Below are 20,833 nucleotides of genomic sequence, written 5' to 3'. Positions count from 1 at the left end.
TTAACCACTCACCAATCGCCAACCTATAATTTTCGATTCGCCAATAACCCGCTGATTATCCTAAGGTCCTCCCGGACCCTAACTCCGGGTTACCTCTAAATTATCCTTCTCTAACTCTGGGGCCATACTGCCCCTCCCCCGGGCGGTCAGGGCCAGGGCGCCCCACAACAGCAGGCTTACCACCAGCACCAGCCCATATTCCCCAAAAGGAATCCGCAGTGGCAGCTGCCAGCTCATCACGCCGCTGGCCACCAATCCCAGTAATAGCAACACGTACCCGGCGATGATGCTCCCTATGATCCTCCGCGACAAGCCCAGTCCGTGAATCTGGGTTACCACAATCATGGTCAGGAAGCCGGTAAAGAACATGGCCACCGCCGACCAGCCCTGCAGCGGCGACAGGTAGGCGACAACCGCCCCATGAATCAGCACAAAGCTCTCCAGGAAGAAAGTCCAGTGACGGTTGCGATGGGTGCGCGTAAACATCAGGCTGCCCTGCAGCAATAGCGCAAACAGATAGAAGAAACCGAGCAGGTGCCCAAGGGTGAGTTCAATGGGGTGATACCAGAAGGTGTAGAGGATCGCCCAGGAAAAGTAGTACCCGTGATAGCGTTTGAGACAGGTCACCACGGTTTGCTTGATCGGAACCCGCTTGCCAAAGAACAGCCCCCGGCGAGGGTTTTCCATGATCAGGACCACCACCAGCAAGAAAATGACGGCGAACTGGGACGACCACACCGAAACCGTCTGTGCCAGGCCGTCGTAAAAAAACTTAGTCTGGAGTATATGCAGTCCAATAAAGAAAGCATTACCGACCAGCGCCAATACGTTGATCGGGTGTAAGCCGCTCGTGTAGCCCAAACCCTCTTTGTGACGCAGTTGCTTCGCGCGAAAGATGATCCACCAGTGAAACAGCTGGTGCGCCGCATAGCCAACCCAGGCGGTGATAAATGCCCAGGTAGAAGGCTCAGGCAACTGCCAGTAATACCAGCCTCGAGTTTCATCTGGCAGGAATTCTATGTGCTCACTGTAAGGACCAATAAAAATCGCCACCATTAACAGCGTGAGGCAACCCAGTAGCCCCCAACTCAATTGAAAGCGATAACTCTTATGGCTTCGTATCCAGCTCTTGAGCGGCATGCTACCCCCGGTCATTACCATCGATTAGTGAAAAATCCAGCCTCTGAAGCTTTATTACCCAGGCAAGACGAGTGACACCCCGCCCACCATCGCCACCAGACCGGACCTTCAGTCCAGGGATAAGGCTCTTGATACGCTGGCGCTACGCCCAATAGATCACATTAGCGAGAGGGCGCCATATCAAATATCAACTCCTGATATCCCTGCTCGGCATTCCATTAAAACGCAGAATCCTCAAGTTATACCCAATTAAGCCGAAGATATAACTGTTAGCAATATCCTGAAGAGAAGGAATTTATGTTAAGCCGTATAAATATCGGAATGCGCCTGGCCATCGCATTTGCGCTTGTCGTTGGCCTGCTGGCCATCGCCACGGGTGTGGGGCTGTTATCGCTGTCCAATTTCAAAAACACCGCAAAAGAAGCACTTTCCGTGAATGCCGCGCTGGCCCTGAATGCCCAGCAAGTTCAGATCCTTGCCCTGCAGGAGCGCCGCTTCGAGAAAGATGTCTTTATCAACGTCAACAAACCCGAAAAAGTACAGTCCTACTTCGAACGCTGGCAGCAGACCGGCGAGCGCCTTGATCACGCACTGGAAAATGGGCAAACGCTGACCTCGGACCCGACACTGCTTGAGCACTACGCCCTCGCCCGGCAGGCGCTGGCCGCTTACAGGGAAGACTTTATCGGTATCCACGAACGCATAGCGGCCCGAAAACTGCGCAGCACCGCTGCCGCCAACAGTGCGTTTTCCGAATACAAGGCCAATATTTACCAGCTGGAAACCGAAGCCAAAGCCATCGATGAACTGGCTGCGGCCGATATGGACGCAGCACTGCCAACCATGACCAGTGCCTTCGAACGCGCGAGCACCTGGTTAGTGGCGGTTGCACTGTCGGCACTGGTGCTCGCGATCCTGTTGGCCGTGCTCATCACCCGCAGTATCACCCGTCCACTGCAGCGCGCAGTCGACGCCGCCAAGCTGATCAGCGCGGGGGACCTGCGCCCACAGATCGCTGTTCACGGCCGCGATGAGACCGCCATGCTGCTGTTAGCCATGCGCGAGATGAGCGACTCACTGACCAACCTGGTCTCCCAGCTGCAAGGTACCAGTGATTCGGTGAATACCGGTGCCAATGAGATGGCGGTGGGCGCCGAGGAACTGGCCACCCGTACCGAACAACAGGCTGCCGCGCTGCAGGAGACTGCGGCGAGCATGGAAGAATTCTCGGCCACGGCCCAGCAAAACACCCAGACCACGCAAAAGGCCAGTGACCTCGCCAACAGTGCTTCGGAATATGCCCGCGCCGGCGGCGAGGAAGTGAAGACCAACATGGGGCTGATTCAGGAAATCGCCCAGCGCTCCAATGAAATGAATGGCATCATCGAAGCTATCGACGGCATTGCCTTCCAGACCAACATCCTCGCACTCAACGCCTCAGTGGAAGCCGCCAGGGCCGGGGAGCACGGGCGCGGTTTTGCCGTAGTGGCAGAAGAAGTGCGCAACCTGGCGGGCCGCGCAGCAGAATCGTCCGGGCAGATCCGCTCGATGCTGGAGGAAACCAAGGAAATGATCAGCCGCTGCGCCACCCAATCCCGGCGCAGTGGTGAAACCATTGAACAGACGGTTTCTGCGATCAACGACCTGGCCACCCTGATGCAGGAAGTCTCCATCGCCACTGGCGAGCAGATCAGCGGCATCAGCCAGGTTACCGCCGCGGTATCCCAGATTGACGCGGCCACCCAGCAGAATTCCCTGCTGGTGCAGGAATCCAGTGCTGCAGCCCAGTCCATGGAAGAGCAGGCTCAGCAGTTGCAGAAACTGATTGCACGCTTCCAGATAGCGGACGCTAATGAGGATGAGGCGAAAGAACCGGAGAATGAAGTCGACAGCGAACATCCGACACACGATAGAACGGCAGCGCGAGAGGCCCCGCGTCTGGTAGCGGCATAAGCCAGAGAGACCTCCTTATGGCTCTTAAATAGCTCCGTCACAACAGTCATACTGACTGCCGCCCCTTTCCCCAACCCCGTTTGTGGAGTGGGGCGGCGTCTTTACCGTTCGCCGGGTCTTGCTCAAACACCCCCATTCAAACGTCTCTATTCACCCGCCGGCTCACAATCTCGCCTCGAACCCCAGCAAACCATTCCTCCCGCGAGTTGAAGGCGCCCCGGCGGTCACCCATAATAGCGGCCCTGCGCAGCACCTCTCCCCCAGCCAATTGCCAAGCGCCGGCGGCGGCTTACGCCAAACGGCCGACCCTGGTGTGGAGATCGACAAACAGGTCGATCTGTCCCGCAACGTTGCGGGGTGTATTGGCGCCAGTGCTAGGCTTTGCCAACATACCAGCTCTTAACCGACACCCGCGGAGAACCATGACCGAATTCGCCGTCATCCTGCTCAGCACCATCCTGGTGAACAACTATGTGCTGGTGCAGTTCCTCGGCCTGTGTCCGTTTATGGGCGTTTCCAACAAGCTGGAAACCGCCATCGGCATGGCCGGCGCCACCACCTTCGTCCTTACCCTGGCCGCCATCTGTTCCTACCTGGTGAATACTTACCTGCTGGAACCCTTCGGCATGGAGTACCTGCGCACCATCTCCTTTATTCTGGTGATCGCAGTAGTGGTCCAGTTTGCGCGCATGTTTATCGAGAAGACCAGCCCGTTACTGTACCGGGTACTCGGGGTGTTCCTGCCCCTGATTACCACCAACTGCGCGGTGCTGGGTGTGGCGCTGCAGAACACGCTGAAAGCAAACAATTTTGTGCAATCCACCCTGTACGGTTTCGGTGCAGCCGTGGGCTTTTCCCTGGTCCTCATCCTGTTTGCCGCCATGCGCGAACGCCTGACCATGGCGGATGTACCCAAGCCCTTCAAAGGCGCGGCTATCGGCATGATGACCGCGGGATTGATGTCGCTGGCCTTTATGGGCTTTAGCGGATTGGTATAGGTCGGAGGCGAGTTAGCGAATGGACTGGTTATCAGAAGTATCCACGCCCCTGCTGATCCTCGGGGGGATGGCCCTCGTATTCGGCGCCCTGCTGGGGTTTGCCGCGGTGCGCTTCAGGGTGGAAGGTGACCCGATCGTAGACCAGATCGACGCCCTGCTGCCACAGACCCAGTGTGGCCAGTGCGGCCATCCGGGCTGTCGCCCCTATGCCGAAGCCATCGCCAATGGCGAGGCCATCAACAAGTGCCCGCCCGGTGGCCAGGCCACGATCAACGAGCTGGCTAACTTGCTGGATGTGGAGGCAATCCCACTCGATGCCGAGCACGGCGAGGAAGACGTCAAGAAAGTCGCATTTATTCGTGAAGCTGAGTGTATCGGTTGCACCAAGTGTATCCAGGCCTGTCCGGTCGATGCCATCGTCGGCGCCGCCAAGCAGATGCACACCGTGATCGTGGACGAGTGCACCGGTTGTGACCTGTGCGTGGAGCCCTGCCCGGTGGACTGTATTGACATGGTGCCGCTGGAAACCGGCCTGCAGGAGTGGCACCCGAAAAAACCGAAAGATGGAATCCAATTGATCGCCAGCGACCGACCCGAGCTGCACGCCAATGACCGGAGTGCCGCATGAGCCAGACCCAGGAACGGCTGAGCGCCGGGGAGCGCCGCGAAGCCCGTGAAGCACGCCTGATTGCCCGCGAACAGGCGCGCGAGCTGAAACCCAATGATTTCCATGGCGGCGTCCACCCGCCGGAGAACAAGCACCAGTCCACCGGCGAGCCCATCGGCACCATTCCGCTGGCGGAAGATTTCATCGTTCCGCTTAACCAGCATATCGGCGCTACCGCCATTCCGCTGGTATCTCTGGGCGATGAGGTACTCAAGGGCCAGAAAATCGCCGAGGCGGATGGCCCGGTCAGCTGCCCGGTACACGCGCCGACTTCCGGCAAGGTGGTGGCGATCGAGCCCATGCCGGTACCGCACCCCTCGGGGATACTGGCAGACTGTGTCCAGATTCGCGCCGATGGCCGCGACCAGTGGTGCGCACTCACCCCGATGGACGATTTCCGCAACCGGGATACCGGCGAGCTGCTGGAAAAGATCCGCGAATCCGGCATCGCCGGTATGGGCGGCGCCGGCTTCCCCACCGCGGTCAAACTGAATCCCCGCGGCGGTGCCGAGATCGACACCCTGATCATTAACGGCACCGAGTGCGAACCCTATATCACCGCCGACGATATGCTGATGCGCGAGCGCGCCGATGAAATTATCGGCGGTGTGCAAATACTCGCTCACCTGCTGGACGAGCCCGAACGGGTGCTGATCGGCATTGAGGACAACAAGCCGGAAGCCATCGCCGCCATGCGCGCCGCGGCCGAAGGCACGCGCTTCCATGTCGTGGTGTTCCCGACCAAGTATCCGTCCGGTGGCGAGAAGCAGCTGATCCAGATCCTCACCGGTCGCGAGGTTCCCAACGAAGGCCTGCCGGCAAATGTCGGTATCGTGTGCCAGAACGTGGGCACCGCCCGCGCCGTGTACCGGGCGATTACTTTTGGTGAGCCCCTGGTCAGCCGTATTACCACAGTGGTGGGGGAAGCCCTCGAGCGCAGCCGCAATATTGAGGTCCCCCTCGGTACCCCCATCCACCATATCCTCGATTGCCACGGTATCGACCGCAAGAAGCTACAGCGGATCATTATCGGTGGCCCGATGATGGGCTACACCGTCGAGGATGACAGCGCACCAGTGGTGAAAACCACCAACTGTATCCTGGCGCCCACCAATAAAGAGCTGCCGCCGCCACCACCGGCGCAGGCCTGTATCCGCTGTGGCCTCTGCGCCGAGGCTTGCCCGGCTTCCCTTCTGCCCCAGCAGTTGTACTGGTACGCACGCGCGGAAGACCGCGAAAAGCTGCAGGCCTACAACCTGTTCGACTGTATCGAGTGCGGCGCCTGCTCCTATGTATGCCCTTCCAGTATCCCGCTGGTACAGTACTATCGTGCCGCCAAGGGCGATATCCGCGAAGCCCGTGCCGAAAAGGAAAAAGCAGATCGCGCTCGCGAGCGCTTCGAGTTCCGCAAGCTGCGCATGGAAAAAGCAGAGCAGGAAAAAGAAGCCAAGCGCCTTGCGCGTAAAAAAGCCGCCGAAGAAGCCCGCAAGCAGCGCGAAGCCAACACTGACAGCGCCGAGGCGAAGGCCGCCAAACAGGAATCCGATGTAGTCGCGGCCGCACTGGCACGAGTGAAGGCGAAACAGGCCTCCCCCGAACAGCAACTGGCCCGCGCCCAGCGCACGCTCACCAGTGCCGAACACCGCGTGCAGCGGATGCAGGCCAAACTGGACGAAGCCGACGATGCCCAGCAGGCACAACTGGCCGCGCAGCTCAAAGACGCGGAACTGAAACTGCAGGACGCCCGCAACAAACTGGCCGAGGCGGAGAAGCTGGCGGCAACAGCACCACAGCCCCCGGAATCAACACCCGTCGAAAAAGCCGAAGAGCGGGAAGCCCGGCTCTCCGAGGCCGGCGCGTCGTCTTCGGCTGCCAACGCCGCCATCGAGAAAGCCAAGGCGGCGGCCGCCGCCCGTGCCAGCATGACCCCGACCGAGAAGCTGGCCACGGAGATCGAGGCACTGGAAAAACGGGTACAGAAAGCTGAGGCACGCCTGGAAAAGGCCCGCGCCGAAGACGACCCCAATACCGCCGCCTTCGAGACGGCCCTCGGCAAGATGCAGGAAAAGCTCAGCACCAAGCGCGCGGAGCAATCCGGCGATCAACAGGATTAACGGGCAGGATTAGAGAACGACCATGTCCCTGATGCGAATAACCTCTCCCCACGCCCACTCGGGCCAGAGCACGTCGAAGGTCATGCTGCAGGTGGCTGCAGCGACCATTCCCGGCGTACTGGCGCTGGTGATTTACTTCGGCGTCGGAGTACTGATCAATATTGCCCTGTGCACCATTACCGCACTGGCAAGTGAAGCCGCGGTGATGAAACTGCGCGGCCGCCCGGTACTGTTTTATCTGAAAGACTACAGTGCCCTGGTCACCGCCCTGCTGCTGGGTATCGCCCTGCCTCCCTACTGTGCCTGGTGGCTCCCGATCGTGGGCTCGATTACCGCCATCGTGCTGGCCAAACAGCTGTATGGCGGCATGGGCTACAACCCGTTCAACCCTGCCATGGTGGGGTATGTGGTGCTGTTGATCAGCTTCCCGGTGGAGATGACCCGCTGGGTTGGAGCCGGGGAACTCATACATGGCACTCCGGGGGTCGGCGAAGCCTTTTCCCTGGTGTTTGGCAATATGAATGTGGACGGTTTTACCCGCGCCACACCGCTGGAAATCGTGCGTCACAACGAGTCCACGATTCTTGCCCAGCTGTATTCCATGGAACCGGTCTTCAACAAGGGCACCCTTGCCGGCCTCGGCTGGGAAATGGTCAATGTGGGCTTCCTGATCGGCGGCCTGTTCCTGTTGTTCCGACGCCTGATTACCTGGCATGCACCGGTGGCGATGCTCGGCACACTTACCCTGCTGTCTATCATCTTCTACGACGGCGGCAGCTCCCTGAGTGAGGGCTCACCCCTGCTGCACCTGTTCTCCGGCGCGACTATGCTCGGCGCCTTCTTTATCATCACCGACCCGGTCAGCGGCTGTACCAGCAACAGGGGCCGCCTGGTGTTTGGCGCTGGCGTGGGCCTGATCCTGTTTGTGATCCGCGCCTGGGGCAGCTACCCGGATGCCGTGGCCTTCGCCGTGCTACTGATGAATTTCGCCGCGCCCTTTATCGATAATTACACCTTGCCGCGCACCTATGGCCACAAGGCTGCGCGCAAGGCCACCGACCTGGAGGAGCAATAATGCTCAAGCGCTCCATCGGTTCCAACGCCGCAATCCTGGCCCTGTTCGCGATCGCTACCGCCGGTACCCTGGCGGTGACCCAGATCACCACCCGCGAGCCCATCGAGCGAGCGATACGCGAAGCCTCTGCCAAGGCACTGCTGGAAATCATTCCGCTGGATCGTCACAGCAACGACATGCTGCTGGATACCTATCCGATCCCCCGCCAGTACTGGGCACTGCTCGGTCTGAAGCAGGAAGCCAATATCAACCTGGCGCGGGAAGAAGATGGCACGATTAACGCGGTCATCGTTCCCGCCGTCGCCCCGGATGGTTATTCCGGACCGATTCGTATCCTCGTGGGGGTCAACCGCGATGGCACCATTGCCGGTGTACGGGTTACCAACCACGCGGAAACGCCGGGACTCGGCGACAAGGTCGAGGTCAAAAAAAGTGACTGGATCCTGTCGTTCAACGGCAAATCCCTGAAAGACCCGGCACGGGACCAGTGGAAGGTACAGAAAGACGGTGGAGCCTTCGACCAGTTTACCGGCGCCACCATTACCCCCAGGGCGGTCGTCAATCAGGTCCGCAAGGTTCTGGATTTTGTCGCCGAGAACCGCGAGAAAATTTTCACCGCCCCCGTATCCAAACGCGCGGTAGAAATTCAGCAACAGCCTGAGCGCAACAGCCCCAAGGCGGGTTCGGAGAACAATTGATGGCAACCCCGAACTACAGTGAAATTACCCACAACGGCCTGTGGAAGAACAATCCCGCGCTGGTCCAGCTGCTGGGACTGTGCCCGTTGCTGGCAGTAACCGGCTCCGTGGTGAATGCAATTGGCCTGGGCCTCGCCACCACCGCAGTACTGACCTGTTCCAACCTGGCGGTTTCGCTGGTGCGTAAACAGATGCCGGAAACTGTACGCCTGCCAGCATCGGTCATGATCATCGCCACTTTCGTGACCTGTGCGGAACTGCTGATGAAGGCCTTTACCTATGAGCTCTACCTGGTGCTCGGGATTTTTATCCCACTGATCGTGACCAATTGCGCAATCCTCGGTCGCGCCGATGCCTTCGCCAGTAAAAACCCGGTACTGCCCTCTGTGCTGGATGGATTTATGATGGGCGCGGGGTTTACCGCTGTTCTGATCGTGATTGGAGCAGTACGTGAAATAATCGGCCGAGGTACATTATTCGCCGACATGGATCTGCTGCTTGGCCCGGTGGCAGCCAACTGGACACTGCCCGTATTCGGGCAGGACTACAGTGGCTTTCTGGTCGCAGTTTTGCCCCCCGGTGCCTTTCTGGTTGCCGGCCTGTTGATCGCAGCGAAAAATGCTATCGATACCCGCATCGAACGCCGACGCAGCGCGGAAGTAAAAATTGTCACCGGTAGTAAACGCGTACGTACCACAGGCAAAATTCAATAAATAATTGCGGCCGAATATTCGGCCGCAATTATTGTTTCAAACTAATTTATTCCCGCCGACAAAAATCCCCCGCTAATAATCGAATATTTATTCAAATAAATACGCACTGTAATGGAATGTAATGGGATTTGATTCACAATCCCCAATTCCGGTGTAGCGCAGCTGGTACATATCGCTAGAATAGCGCGCGCTGTTGAGAAGTATTAGGTAAACCAAGACCCGCTCACCGGAATAGCTGGTAATTCAAAAATGTCCGGCCGGTGTAAATTATTCGGGAATAACATCCTCAATTACATTCCGCGGTAAATTACCTCCTCATCGTTCAGCGCCTCCACCCGGACTACGCAGAATATTGTCGCGAGTGGAATATATAAAATAAAAAACTACGGAGAGCCCTTCGGGCAGATAAATATCGCAACCAATAATCAGATTAGGAATTACTGATTACTAAAAGCGTCACTTTTAAAACCACAGGAACATCTGTCACCATGACTTTAGACAGTGGAAAGTCTGAACTGGTCTACCAGGGCCGCCGCGCCCAGCGGGCCGACAGCCGGCAACGCCGCAAAGCCATTCTCGAAGCTACTTTGCGCCTGATCGTAAAAGAAGGTATTCGCGGTATTCGCCACCGCGCTGTTGCCCGCGAAGCTTCCGTCCCCCTCGCTGCAACGACCTATTACTTCAAAGACCTGAACGATCTGATCAGCGACTCCTTTACCTACTTCGTCGAACAGAATATTGAGCACACCCGACAACTGCATGCGGACAGCATTGCCGTTGCCCGCCAGCTTACTCCGGAGCAACTGGCATCCGGGCTTGGGCGCAGGCAGCTGACCCAGCAGCTCACCCGGTTCGTGCTGTCCCATGTTCGCGACCAGGCCAGTAACCGCGACAACCGCCTGGTTGAACTGGCATTCCGTCATGAGGCATTGCGCAACGAGCAGCTGACCCGCGCGATGCGCATGGCGAATCAGGCCAATGAAAACCTGATTGTAGAATTTTTCGAGATGCTGCAATTCAGTGATCCCCAAGCCGCCGCCCAGATCGTCCATGGAACCATCCTCAATCTGGAATATCAGATACTCAATGGCGCCATCAACAGCGACTCTCCCCTGCTGGAGAGAACGGTCACACTGATGATTCGTACTCTGATCCCCAGTCGGGTCGAACAGACGACTACGGCTGAGGCCGCACAGCCCGAGACTGTGTGACCCTCAGCATGGCGCCCGGTAACTTTTGTCCGCCGGGCGCCCCCTCTTACCTGCCTGATTACTCGCCAAACAATCGCCCACCTGACCCTGCTTCCCCCACCGGGAATACGGCCGGCGCGTCATTCGTTGTAGCCGCCTCACCCGCCTACAGGCGCGACTAGACTTTATCCAGATGCACCGGAAGCTTTATCTACCATGTCGATTGGATCTCGCACCCTGCTTGTCTGCCTACTCCTGCTGTCGATCGCGCTGACCGGTTGCGATCGCGGCGCGCACAAGCAGCCATCCTCCAGTGACACAGCTCCGCAGACTTCGCAGGAGGCTGCACAAGAAACGCCTCAAGAAGTATCACAAGAGGCCGTACAAGACACTCCGCAAGCGCCACAAAAAGGTCCCACCGACGCCGACGCCAACGCCAACGCACCAGCGACAACCGAAGAGGCGGCAAAAAAGCCCTCCATTCTCGACAAGATCCGGGGAAAAGGTATGCATATGGCAGCCAAGGAGGATTTGCGCCCGGAGGCCGCCTGGGCGCCGGAAACCAGCAGTGAATACCCGATCAACGCCTACAACAACTATGTGGAAACCGGTGACCTCGATGCGATAAGAAAGCACGGAAAATTACGCATCCTTGTGGACATCTCCAACACCGACTCCCTCCACCGCGCAGCCACCCAGCAGGATATCGAGCTGGAGGAAACCAAGCGTCTGGCAGAGTCGCTCGGCCTCAAACCCGTTGTTCTTTATGCCAACAATTTTCACGAGTTGGGCCCAAACCTGATAGAGGGCAAGGGCGACATTGTCGCCAACAACGTCGTCATTACAGAACCGCGCAAGCAGCTCGTGGATTTTTCCATTCCCACCGCAAATACCCACTTGATCCTCGTATCCAGAAATGACGAAGAAGAAGTGACGGACAAGTCGGACCTTAAGGGCAAAACACTGGTCGTAACCAAAGGCACATCCTATGCGGAAGCAGCCAAGGTGTTCGCCAGCCAGCACCCGGGCCTGGAACTGAAAATTGTCGAAAAAAACTATGTGGAGCTTGTTATTGATGTATCTGAAAAGCTCATTGACTTCACCATTGTCGAAGAACAGATTTACGACCTCGTAACCCAGTTTAAAGAAAACCTGAAAAAAAATGTTGTATTCCCCGAAGAGCGTCAGATGGCATGGGCGATACGCAAGGGTTCACCAGAGCTACTCGCCGCAGTTAACGCATTCGTACGGGAAAGCCTGCTCACCCGCTCGACCAAGCGTTTCATTGGCGATTTTGACGAGATAAAACAACGCGGGGTAATCCGTGTCGTTACCCGTAATCACCCTGGCAGCTATTACATGTGGAAAGGGCGAATCATGGGTTATGAGTACGAGCTGGCACAGGCTTTCGCCAAAATACATAAACTCCGCCTGGAAATCGTTGTCGCACCGCGCCACGAAGATTTGATGACCATGCTGCAGGAAGGCAAAGCCGATATTGCTGCGAGCCTGCTGTCGATCACCGAGCGCCGCAAACATGCGCACATGGCCTTTGGCCCGCCGTATATGCAGGAAAAAGTGGTGATCGTGGCGCGGGAAAACGAAACGTTCAGCGATCCCAGCGAGCTCGCCGGACGCACGGTGCATGTACGCAAGTCGAGCAACCACTACGATGAAGCCCTGGAATTACAGAAGAAAGTGCCCGATCTAAAAATAGAATTGGCACCCGAAGCACTGAATATCCAGCAGATTATCGACAAGGTCGCGGACAAGGAATACGACCTGGCCATTGCCGATGACGTTTCGGTAAAGCTGGAGCACACCTGGCGTACAGATATTCACACTGCACTGGATTTGCATGTTGAAGACAACGTCTACGCCTGGATGCTGCGCGACAACAACCCGCAGCTGCTCGAAGCGGTTAACAAGTTCTTCAATGGTGCGAATACCAAGAAACACCTGAAGACGCTGTACACAAAATATTTCACGGCCCCGAAACGCAGCCGCGAGGAAATCAACCGCCTGAATGCCAATGGCTCCATCTCGCCCTTCGATAAGTTCGTGCAAAAATACTCCGACAAATATGACTTCGACTGGAGGTTGATCGTTGCCCAGATGTTCCAGGAAAGCACATTCAACCCGAAAGCAAAGTCCTGGGTAGGCGCACGCGGCCTGATGCAGGTGATGCCGGATACCGGCAAGCAGGTGGGTGAGAAAAACCTGTTCGATCCGGAAACCAGCGTGCGGGCCGGCATCAAGTACCTGGAATGGCTACACCGGAAATTCGAAGACAAAGGCATTACTGCCGAGAATATGATGTGGTTTACGCTCGCCGCTTACAATGCCGGGCTCGGTCATGTATACGATGCGCAGGATCTGGCAGAGGAAAAAGGCTGGGATCGCAAGGTGTGGTTCAACAACGTCGAAAACGCGATGCTGCTGTTGTCAGAAAAAAAATACTATACCAAAGCCCGCTATGGCTTTGCCCGGGGGCAGGAGCCCTACGATTATGTACGTAAAATCCAGGCGCGCTTCCGCACGTACGTTGCCCTGCTGGAAGATTACCAGCGCCGCGAACAAGATGAGGAACAGAGTCTGATTGAGCGGACACCGGAACTTTTTGCAGGCGCATTCTATCTCTCCCCTGTCTCACAGGAGTTGGCCGCCCTCCGGGAATAAGTTACGCAATGTGCGAACTTGTTCGGGAGGGCAGCCAGATGGTGCTCGCTCAGGAGCAGTTGCCGGGAATGGAGGCAATCCATTCACTCAACAGCTCAACACCTTCCTCATGTACCAGGCTGCGTCCAAGCTCCGGCATCATCGCCCCTGGATCCGTGGATTCCACACGGAAGTTCAGGATCGACTTTTCCGGGCTGCCCGGCACAATGGCGAACAGACGATTTCCGGAACCTGTACCCGCCGCAACCGGTGGTTTGCAGATTCCGAGGCGTCGCATGTCTACCTCATTGTGATGCAGCATCAGTCCTGAAGTATCCGCAGCGCCGCTGGGGTTATGACAGTGGCCACAGTTAATATCCAGGTACGACCGCGCGCGCTCCTCCAGTGACACGGAAGTGTCCAGGTAGTCCGCGTTATGCGGTACGGATGCCATCTCCGGCAGTCCACTCAGGTAGCCCACCTGCTGCCAGTAAAGCAGCTGATTCTCACTTCCTCCCTGATAGGCATAGTCCTTATTCAGGTGACGGGCGCGCGGGCCAATCGGACGAACCGCTTTCTGGGTGTGGTTATCAGCGTGACACCCGGAACACTGGTTTGCATCCGGCACCACGTAGGCAAACTGTTCCGCGCTGCCATCCGCGCTCACCAACTGCAGGCGCTTGGCATCGCCGGCGATTTCCAGCACGGCTTCGGTCTGCTGTTCGTTCCATACGTAGGGCAGTGCCTGCCAGCCGTCTTCACGCTTCACCAGTACCCGGGTCTCCAGCAGCTTCACGTTGCTGAGGTTCAGGCCGGAACCGGCAAAGTCGTTACTGTAATCGTCGGTGCGCAGCACATTGCCATCTTCACCACGCGGGTAATAGAACGTCTTGCTGATGATCGTACCGACTGGATACTCGAAGTCTTCATCCCCGTAGGCCGCACTGGCACCCTCAGGCATCCACACGGTACGCAGTTTGTGGGCGTAATCGGTAAACAGTGCGGTGTTGAGGTCGTAGGGCACTACGCGGTCGTTGAGTGACAATTCGCCATCGATTGCCTCCACCACATGCCATGCACTCAGGCTCTCGGGTACAGCATCGCGGTCGTGCAGGGTGACCTGATCACGGGGTGCATCGCACCCCGTCAGCATCAGGGCCAGGACCGCGCCCCAATACAATTTACGCATCGGCCACCTCATTCTGTGCACTCTGCTCTTCCTGAGGCTGATCAAATTCCAGCACAATCTGCGGCAGCTTTTTCAGGCTGCACTGATGTGCGGAAATATCGGTGGTGATGTTTTTATAGTTGCCCTGTACATCCACATTGATGATGCCGACACCTTCGTTATCGATACACAACTTCAGGCTCTCGGGCAGTTGACCGTCAACAAACTTTTTCTGGTCGATGGCACCGTCCCAGAGGATATCCGGCATGCTGCCGGTCAAACCAAACTTGGCAATTTTTAGCGCTTTCAACTCCATATGGTCCGGAGAGGAGCCGCCACCGGTAAACTGGTTATCGTAGATATAAATACCTTCAGGATAAGGGTCGAAATTTTCCTGAGTGGACTTGTCGCTGTAGTAACCGGCGGCAAAATAGCTGCTTACGATCACGTTGGCTGTGTCGTTATCCGCGATGTCGTTATTGAAGATTTCCACGTTGTCATTGGAATTAATCACAATACCTGAGCCTGCAGGAACGGCTGCGACCGGTGTGCCTTCATGACCGAAGTTATCGGTGTTGTTCTTGAATACGCGATTGTCATAAACCCGGGTGCTGTGACCTGGTTGCGGCAGGTTCGGCATATTGAATACCAGGATTCCGCCGGTGTTATTGGTTGCCACATTGTCATACACATCGGCACCGATCGTGTTCTCGATCTCAATACCCGCTACGTTAAATTCCGCGCGGTTGTTGCGCACAATCACATTGCGCGACTGCCCCACGTAGATACCTGCATCGGATGCTCCGATAGCAACGGTACCTTCAACCAGCGTATTTTCGGTTTGCACCGGGTAAATCCCGTAAGCACCGTTGTCGCTGGACGGGCCGTTGGTCCACTCCACGCGAATATCGCGAATGATGATGTTCTTGCCTTCGTTGACCTTGAGCGCGTCACCAATGGTGTCCTCGATGGCGAGCCCCTCAATGGTGAAGTCACTGGCGTTGACCAGCAGGCCCTCGGCCCCCTGAATCTGGTCTTTGAATGAAAGGATGGTCTTATCCATGCCCTCACCGCGAATGGTTACGCCATCGACGTTCAGGGACAGGCTGCGGTTCAGATTGTACTTGCCCGCCGGGATGTCGATGACATCACCGGGTTTGGCCTGAATCAGCTGCTTCAGCAGTTGTTTTTGAAAATCCGCGGACACAGTGGCCGCGGCGCTCTCTGCAGCTTTGCCATTGTTGCTGTCCTGCGAGCAGGCTGCGGCCAGGGCGGTCAGCAGAACTACGCCAAGTTTAGCGGTAGTATTCATCGAGTCTCCAATCCAAACAGGTTATTCATTTTGGTTTTTATAGGTTTCACAGCCCCGTATTTACGGAATCCCGGAGCCCGACCGGTCGATTAAGGACATCGACCAGATTTTCCCCCGCCCGCAACCCAAAATGGTACGAATGTACCAAGTAGAGGGCGCGCAAAATTTCGGCTATGAGTGCTCGGATAGTATCCAATCAGAATGGGATCCGGCAACACGCCATTCGGAACTATGTCTCCTTTTAACCAACAAAGATGACTGACCAATCAGTTTTGTTCTGCGCCAATCGCCTTCAAGCGCTTGCCCACCCAATGTGCGCGCGGTACTTTCTTTGTCCCGACTACTCTCCTTGCTCCCTGATCGCCACCACAGCGGAAAGCAGCGAATGGAATCCACAAAAAAAGCAGAAGTCAGTGATGGAAACACTCGCCGGCGCAGATGTGGCTTATCCGCGTATCTGTCAGCGCTTGTAGGGGCTGCATTACTTTCAGACAGCGCGACCATCCTCGCAGAGCAACTGGAACTGCGCCTGCAGGCAGATGGCTACGCATACCAGGTTGTAAAACATCTGGATGGGCAGTTTGAGTACTTCGAATCCGGCGCGCTTGAGAAGGCGTCAAGTGAAGCGACCAAGACTTATGATGCCATTCGCTGTGATGGCGCCTGGGGCGCGATGAAATACCAGGTTGAGCTACCCAGCGGGCCCGGCTTCACCCTTCTCAATGACGGACTCACCTTGCAGCTCCGCATCGTCGAGCACCGGGTATTGAGCGCAGACCGCAACATCCAGGCAATGAAAATTCAGTGCCAGGAGTTGGCTCCCAGGGCACTCGTGCACGCTGTAGCGGAGATAGAACTGCAGCGCGGTCAGGCACACGCCGATCAGATCACACTGGCAAACGGATACCAGCTGGAATTTGACTACCGGCCCTAGGTGATTGGTGATCAGATGGAGAGAGACGGTTTCCCCTGGCAAAAGTGTCCGGTACCTCCGCCTCCGTTTCTATACCTCACAGTAAAAAGCCCCCGTACAGGAATCTTGCACGGGGGCTTTTTTGTTAGCCAGGGCAAATATGTCCCAGGCCGGCTCCGGAGGGAGGTATCAGTGCTGGAATACCGGCGCGGCGACATAGCTCCAGAACAGGACCGTTGCCACCATCACCACGACGGCCATCACCAGGCACACGGTTACAATCGCGCTGGCAAAGAGGAACCCCCGCTCTTCCGATACATTCAGTACGATCGGTATTCCGACATAAAGGAGATATACGGCGTACGCCACCGCCAGGGTGGCCAGCAGGATATCCAGCCAGAGCACCGGATAGAGCCCGGCGACACCCGCAATAAAGATCGGCGTTGCGGTGAACCCCGCAATGACCATGCCTTTCATCGGGTGTGTCTTGGCACCGTAGGTTCTGGCCATCCAGTGAATGAAAAAGCCGATCGCCACTACCGCCAGGATCATGGTGATGTAAAACACCGCAACCAGCGACAGGGCACTCTGACTGGTCAGCGTGCGTACCTGGCCACTACTGCCAATGCTCCAGCCAATTTCCGTGGTGCCAAAATACCACGCCAGTGCCGGCAGCAATGCCAATACGATGACGTAAGGAATCTGACGGTTGAGCCCCTTTTCGGACAGGCCGGCAATTTGCTGCCACTGTCTGCGAGGTTGCACCATCAGACCAAAGAGATGATTCAGCATTCCCGTTCTCCTCACTCAGAGGAACTTCTCAACCGTGCGAATTCGCGGGTGAGAGGGAGAGCCTCATTTAAACTCTCAAATTGAGCTGGATACGACTTGTCAAAGTGAGGGATACCGCCCAAGGCATTTCCCAAAGTTCCAGTTTCTTATTATTCGCATTATGAAGTTGTATCACCTCGGTCACCCAAGTCAACGCAATCGCAAAAATTGGCGCGAATAAAAAAACGGCCGTTTCCGAGGGAAACAGCCGCTTTTTCCGAAGTGCTACAAATTCACTCGAAACCAACCACCAGCGTAATCTGTCGCAGCTGAGGCGAGTGATCTCCAGGCAGGGCTATCCGTTCTCCGCGACGTCGACGGTTTGCATCCAGCCAAAACGGTCATCTGCCCGTCCTTCCTGAATATCCAGCAGCGCTGCGCGCAGGCGCTCCGCGACCGGGCCCGGCGCCTGTTTCAGCTTATAACGTTGCTCGCCATCACCCAGCTCGCTTATCGGGCTTACGATGGCCGCAGTGCCACAGGCAAACGCTTCACTGCAGGTTCCGGATTCCACCAGTTTGAGTAAATCATCTACGTCGATTTCTCGCTCGTGCACCTCCAGCCCCAACTCCTTCGCCAGTGTGAGAATGGAATCCCGGGTGATCCCCTCCAGGATGGAACCATTCAGCGCCGGGGTATGCAATGCACCATCCATCACTGCAAAGAAATTCATGCCGGAAAGTTCATCAACGGTATGGCGGTTGCCAGGATTCAGCCACAGTGACTGGTCGTAGCCACGTTCCTTGAGGTGCGAGACACTGAGCAGCGAGGCCGCATAGTTACCACCCACCTTGGCATCGCCGGTGCCTCCGACTGCCGCGCGGGAGTCCTCACGCTCGATCCACAAGCGCATATTGCCTGCGTGGTAAGCCTCGGAGGGGCTCGCTATCACATAGAACTCGTAGGCCCGGCTCGCCGTCACCGACAGGTCTGGTTGGGTGCCGATCAGAAATGGACGGATATAGAGTGACTCGCCGCTACTCGCCGGGATCAAATTGGCGCAGTAGGCAGCGATGGTGCGTACCCCATCGAGAAACAGTGACTCTGTCACTGGCGGCATGCACAGGCGCCTGGCGGAATGCGCCATACGCGCGGCATTGCGCTCGGGGCGGAATAGACGCACCTCGGCGCCTTTACGGTAAGCCTTCATCCCCTCAAAGCAGGTCTGCGCGTAATGCAGCACCTTGGCAGCGGGATCCAGGGCCAGCGGGCCGTAGGGGATCAACTCCCCGTCACTCCAGCGGCCGTCCTGAAACCGGGCGTGAAACATCACCGGGGCCATTACGGTACCGAACCCCAGCCTTTCTGGCAGCTCAAACCCGCGCAAGCTGGCGATGGCTTCCGGTTGTATTTTTATGCTCACTAAAGCTCTCCCAATAACAATGCACAGGAATACTGAAACCTGCGAATTATGGCGCTTATCCGCGCCCAATCCAAACCCTCCGACCAACATAAAGAACATTTACGCAACGTCTGGTAATCCCTGGCGCCATATTTAGGAGAAATATTGCGCAAGACGGACAATGAATCCCCATACAAACACGAGCTCCTCGGCTCAGCGGCCTCAGGCCATCTACAGGCCTCGCACGCCCCTCCCGACGACTAACTTAGTCCGCCCACACGTTTCTTGCGCTGCCGCTTGCTCTAGAAACGCGCCACCCGCTCCGCACGGAAAATTACTGGCACTCAACTGCTCAGGAACTTCCGCCTTTTCATCTCACTCCGTTCACGAGCTGCCACACTTTTCCTTCACAAAAAAACAAACCGTTTTTCATCAGGCGTCGCAGCCATCTCCAATACCCCAAGGCGGAAAATTTCGTTGGCTATACTCAAAAATACACGGACGGTGCTTGCCAAATGCAAGGGAATCCAATGCCAAAACCACGGCTAAAAAAATTCCCGCGTCACCAAAGTCCGGAATACGAACAGACACACCGGTAACCCGGCAGGAAAGTGAACGAACCACACTTCAGGGAGAGAAAAACCGCGCGACTTTTTTCCAGTCGCCGGAACTCGAGCTTGTCCGTACCCCCTAACTGGGGTCGGGGCGGGTCAACACAACATGGAATGGAAGTGGTTCTACCGTGACACAGACAGAAATCAGCAATGCGATAGCGATCGGCTTGATGTTTACAGCCTCAGCTCTGCTGTGTGGCTCTGTATCGGCGCAGGAATTTTCAGCAAATGACTCTGCCAATAACCCTGTAATTCACAATGGTGCGCCGCCAGCGGCCTATATAGAAGCGGCTTCTAAACCACTGGAAAAGCCGAAACGAATACTCGTCCCTTCCCGCGCCGCCGATGACTACCGGCAACGGATCGAAGAAATGGAAGCCGAATACGGCGCGTACGGCGCCGGCCTCGATGAACAACTGATCGGCCTGGGCACAATCCTGCAGCGTTCCGGCAACCACGAAGAAGCGATTTCCCAGTTCCGGCGCGCCATGCTGATAAACCGGGTGAACGAGGGGCTCTATTCACTGAACCAGGTGCCAATGATCGAGCGTATGATCGAAAGCCAGATCGCGCTGAACGAGTGGGAAGAAGCCAACGACAATCACGAATATCTTTTCTGGCTACATGCCAAAAACTACGGCGAAAACGACCCCCGTATGCTGCCGGTCATCAATGAATTGAGTAGCTGGCATCTACAGGCCTATGTGGACGAAAAAGGGGCAACGCTCTTCGAGCATTTAATCAATGCGACAAACCTTTACGCCCTGGCCATCGATATTATTTCGCAGAATTTTGGTGCGAACGATTTGCGCCTGGTCGAAGCACTGAGAGGGCTCAAAGCCACCAACTATTATCTCGCGACCTACTCCGGCGAGCCTCAGGAAGCCGTAGTGATCAATACCAGCTTTGGTGGGTCGGATGTGAGTCCAGAGCGCAGAGCGCAACTGGATCACTATCGTATGAACAGCTTCAGTTCGGGTAAAACCGCCATTACACGCATCATGGATGTGTACCAGAAAAACCCGACTTCCCCCCCGGCTGCGTCAGCCAAGGCCAAAGTGGAGTTGGGCGACTGGTACATGATGTTCAACAAGTGGCATTCCGCCCGGAAAACCTATGGCGAGGCCTATCAGGCACTGTGGGACAACGGCGCCACCAATCAGGAAATAGAGGAAATTTTTGGTCGCCCCGCCGCCCTGCCTACGCTGCCGCTACTCGACGAAGATCGACAGGCGCTGGCAAATTCCTATGTCACGGTTTCCTATGACGTGACCGCCTTCGGCAAGGCCCGTAACGTGCAGATATTAAATGCCGAACCCAGCGATAAAGTCAGTATTCGTTCGCGAGTACGCGATGTATTGAAGCGAGCCAAATTCCGCCCGCGTTTTGAAAATGGCGAGCCGGTGGAAACGACCGGCATTGTGCAGAGATTCGTGTTCGACTGATG

General features: G+C 56.6%; 16 protein-coding genes. 11 read left to right on the top strand and 5 right to left on the bottom strand.

Annotated features, from left to right (window positions below):
- Positions 1-78 precede the first annotated feature (78 nt).
- The gene (locus tag LC093_RS17460) at positions 79-1,140 is read right to left on the bottom strand and encodes a hypothetical protein (protein WP_226667876.1); all 1,062 of its coding nucleotides are present in this window, start codon (positions 1,138-1,140) and stop codon (positions 79-81) included.
- 297 nt (positions 1,141-1,437) lie between these two features.
- Between LC093_RS17460 and LC093_RS17455 the strand changes: the two genes are divergently transcribed.
- The 9 genes from LC093_RS17455 (at position 1,438) to LC093_RS17415 (ending at position 13,227) form a co-directional block, all read left to right on the top strand.
- Complete coding sequence (locus tag LC093_RS17455; RefSeq protein WP_226667873.1) at positions 1,438-3,093, top strand: methyl-accepting chemotaxis protein; 1,656 nt, start codon at positions 1,438-1,440, stop codon at positions 3,091-3,093.
- A 422-nt stretch (positions 3,094-3,515) separates the two neighbouring features.
- Positions 3,516-4,091, top strand: coding sequence for an electron transport complex subunit RsxA (gene rsxA / locus LC093_RS17450; protein WP_226667870.1), 576 nt, complete (start codon positions 3,516-3,518; stop codon positions 4,089-4,091).
- Positions 4,092-4,110: 19 nt separating this feature from the next.
- Positions 4,111-4,719 (top strand): electron transport complex subunit RsxB, encoded by a 609-nt coding sequence (gene rsxB, locus LC093_RS17445; RefSeq protein ID WP_226667868.1) that lies wholly within the window; start codon positions 4,111-4,113, stop codon positions 4,717-4,719.
- Positions 4,716-6,872 (top strand): electron transport complex subunit RsxC, encoded by a 2,157-nt coding sequence (gene rsxC / locus LC093_RS17440; protein ID WP_226667865.1) that lies wholly within the window; start codon positions 4,716-4,718, stop codon positions 6,870-6,872. Before rsxB ends, rsxC begins: the two co-directional genes overlap by 4 nt.
- Positions 6,873-6,894: 22 nt before the next feature.
- Entirely contained in the window at positions 6,895-7,947 is a 1,053-nt protein-coding gene (rsxD, locus tag LC093_RS17435; protein ID WP_226667863.1) for an electron transport complex subunit RsxD, read from the top strand.
- Positions 7,947-8,645 (top strand): electron transport complex subunit RsxG, encoded by a 699-nt coding sequence (rsxG, locus tag LC093_RS17430; protein WP_226667861.1) that lies wholly within the window; start codon positions 7,947-7,949, stop codon positions 8,643-8,645. The genes rsxD and rsxG overlap by 1 nt, the downstream gene beginning before the upstream one ends.
- Positions 8,645-9,358 (top strand): electron transport complex subunit E, encoded by a 714-nt coding sequence (locus LC093_RS17425; protein WP_226667860.1) that lies wholly within the window; start codon positions 8,645-8,647, stop codon positions 9,356-9,358. Before rsxG ends, LC093_RS17425 begins: the two co-directional genes overlap by 1 nt.
- Before the next feature lie 488 nt (positions 9,359-9,846).
- Entirely contained in the window at positions 9,847-10,569 is a 723-nt protein-coding gene (locus LC093_RS17420) for a TetR/AcrR family transcriptional regulator (RefSeq protein WP_226667857.1), read from the top strand.
- Between the two features lie 195 nt (positions 10,570-10,764).
- Positions 10,765-13,227 (top strand): transporter substrate-binding domain-containing protein, encoded by a 2,463-nt coding sequence (locus LC093_RS17415; protein WP_226667855.1) that lies wholly within the window; start codon positions 10,765-10,767, stop codon positions 13,225-13,227.
- Positions 13,228-13,276: 49 nt separating this feature from the next.
- Here the strand turns inward: LC093_RS17415 and LC093_RS17410 are convergent, their stop codons facing one another.
- Positions 13,277-14,395, bottom strand: coding sequence for an SO2930 family diheme c-type cytochrome (locus LC093_RS17410; protein ID WP_226667853.1), 1,119 nt, complete (start codon positions 14,393-14,395; stop codon positions 13,277-13,279).
- Positions 14,388-15,686 carry a parallel beta-helix domain-containing protein gene (locus tag LC093_RS17405; RefSeq protein ID WP_226667852.1) on the bottom strand — a complete coding sequence of 433 codons (1,299 nt, stop codon included), beginning with the start codon at positions 15,684-15,686 and terminating at the stop codon, positions 14,388-14,390. Before LC093_RS17405 ends, LC093_RS17410 begins: the two co-directional genes overlap by 8 nt.
- A gap of 385 nt (positions 15,687-16,071) precedes the next feature.
- Here LC093_RS17405 and LC093_RS17400 point away from each other — a divergent pair, with 385 nt between their 5' ends.
- Positions 16,072-16,620, top strand: coding sequence for a hypothetical protein (locus tag LC093_RS17400; protein ID WP_226667850.1), 549 nt, complete (start codon positions 16,072-16,074; stop codon positions 16,618-16,620).
- A 168-nt stretch (positions 16,621-16,788) separates the two neighbouring features.
- On the opposite strand, the gene LC093_RS17395 is transcribed toward LC093_RS17400, so the two are convergent.
- Positions 16,789-17,391 (bottom strand): Yip1 family protein, encoded by a 603-nt coding sequence (locus LC093_RS17395; RefSeq protein WP_226667848.1) that lies wholly within the window; start codon positions 17,389-17,391, stop codon positions 16,789-16,791.
- A 334-nt stretch (positions 17,392-17,725) separates the two neighbouring features.
- The gene (locus tag LC093_RS17390) at positions 17,726-18,793 is read right to left on the bottom strand and encodes a branched-chain amino acid aminotransferase (RefSeq protein ID WP_226667846.1); all 1,068 of its coding nucleotides are present in this window, start codon (positions 18,791-18,793) and stop codon (positions 17,726-17,728) included.
- Between the two features lie 721 nt (positions 18,794-19,514).
- Here LC093_RS17390 and LC093_RS17385 point away from each other — a divergent pair.
- Positions 19,515-20,831 carry a tetratricopeptide repeat protein gene (locus tag LC093_RS17385; RefSeq protein ID WP_226667845.1) on the top strand — a complete coding sequence of 439 codons (1,317 nt, stop codon included), beginning with the start codon at positions 19,515-19,517 and terminating at the stop codon, positions 20,829-20,831.
- Positions 20,832-20,833: the final 2 nt, after the last annotated feature.

It is taken from the genome of Microbulbifer aggregans (genome assembly GCF_020524005.1).
In the GTDB taxonomy this organism is placed as follows: Bacteria; Pseudomonadota; Gammaproteobacteria; order Pseudomonadales; family Cellvibrionaceae; genus Microbulbifer; species Microbulbifer aggregans_A.
The sequence above is the reverse complement of the archived record's forward strand: the minus strand, read 5'-3'. Positions and strand labels throughout refer to the sequence as shown.

Excerpts from the sequence above, each read along its gene's own strand:
- LC093_RS17460 (WP_226667876.1), bottom strand. The coding sequence starts at position 1,140 with ATGCCGCTCAAGAGCTGGATACGAAGCCATAAGAGTTATCGCTTTCAA.
- LC093_RS17455 (WP_226667873.1), top strand. The coding sequence starts at position 1,438 with ATGTTAAGCCGTATAAATATCGGAATGCGCCTGGCCATCGCATTTGCG.
- rsxA (WP_226667870.1), top strand. The coding sequence starts at position 3,516 with ATGACCGAATTCGCCGTCATCCTGCTCAGCACCATCCTGGTGAACAAC.
- rsxB (WP_226667868.1), top strand. The coding sequence starts at position 4,111 with ATGGACTGGTTATCAGAAGTATCCACGCCCCTGCTGATCCTCGGGGGG.
- rsxC (WP_226667865.1), top strand. The coding sequence starts at position 4,716 with ATGAGCCAGACCCAGGAACGGCTGAGCGCCGGGGAGCGCCGCGAAGCC.
- rsxD (WP_226667863.1), top strand. The coding sequence starts at position 6,895 with ATGTCCCTGATGCGAATAACCTCTCCCCACGCCCACTCGGGCCAGAGC.
- rsxG (WP_226667861.1), top strand. The coding sequence starts at position 7,947 with ATGCTCAAGCGCTCCATCGGTTCCAACGCCGCAATCCTGGCCCTGTTC.
- LC093_RS17425 (WP_226667860.1), top strand. The coding sequence starts at position 8,645 with ATGGCAACCCCGAACTACAGTGAAATTACCCACAACGGCCTGTGGAAG.
- LC093_RS17420 (WP_226667857.1), top strand. The coding sequence starts at position 9,847 with ATGACTTTAGACAGTGGAAAGTCTGAACTGGTCTACCAGGGCCGCCGC.
- LC093_RS17415 (WP_226667855.1), top strand. The coding sequence starts at position 10,765 with ATGTCGATTGGATCTCGCACCCTGCTTGTCTGCCTACTCCTGCTGTCG.
- LC093_RS17410 (WP_226667853.1), bottom strand. The coding sequence starts at position 14,395 with ATGCGTAAATTGTATTGGGGCGCGGTCCTGGCCCTGATGCTGACGGGG.
- LC093_RS17405 (WP_226667852.1), bottom strand. The coding sequence starts at position 15,686 with ATGAATACTACCGCTAAACTTGGCGTAGTTCTGCTGACCGCCCTGGCC.
- LC093_RS17400 (WP_226667850.1), top strand. The coding sequence starts at position 16,072 with ATGGAATCCACAAAAAAAGCAGAAGTCAGTGATGGAAACACTCGCCGG.
- LC093_RS17395 (WP_226667848.1), bottom strand. The coding sequence starts at position 17,391 with ATGCTGAATCATCTCTTTGGTCTGATGGTGCAACCTCGCAGACAGTGG.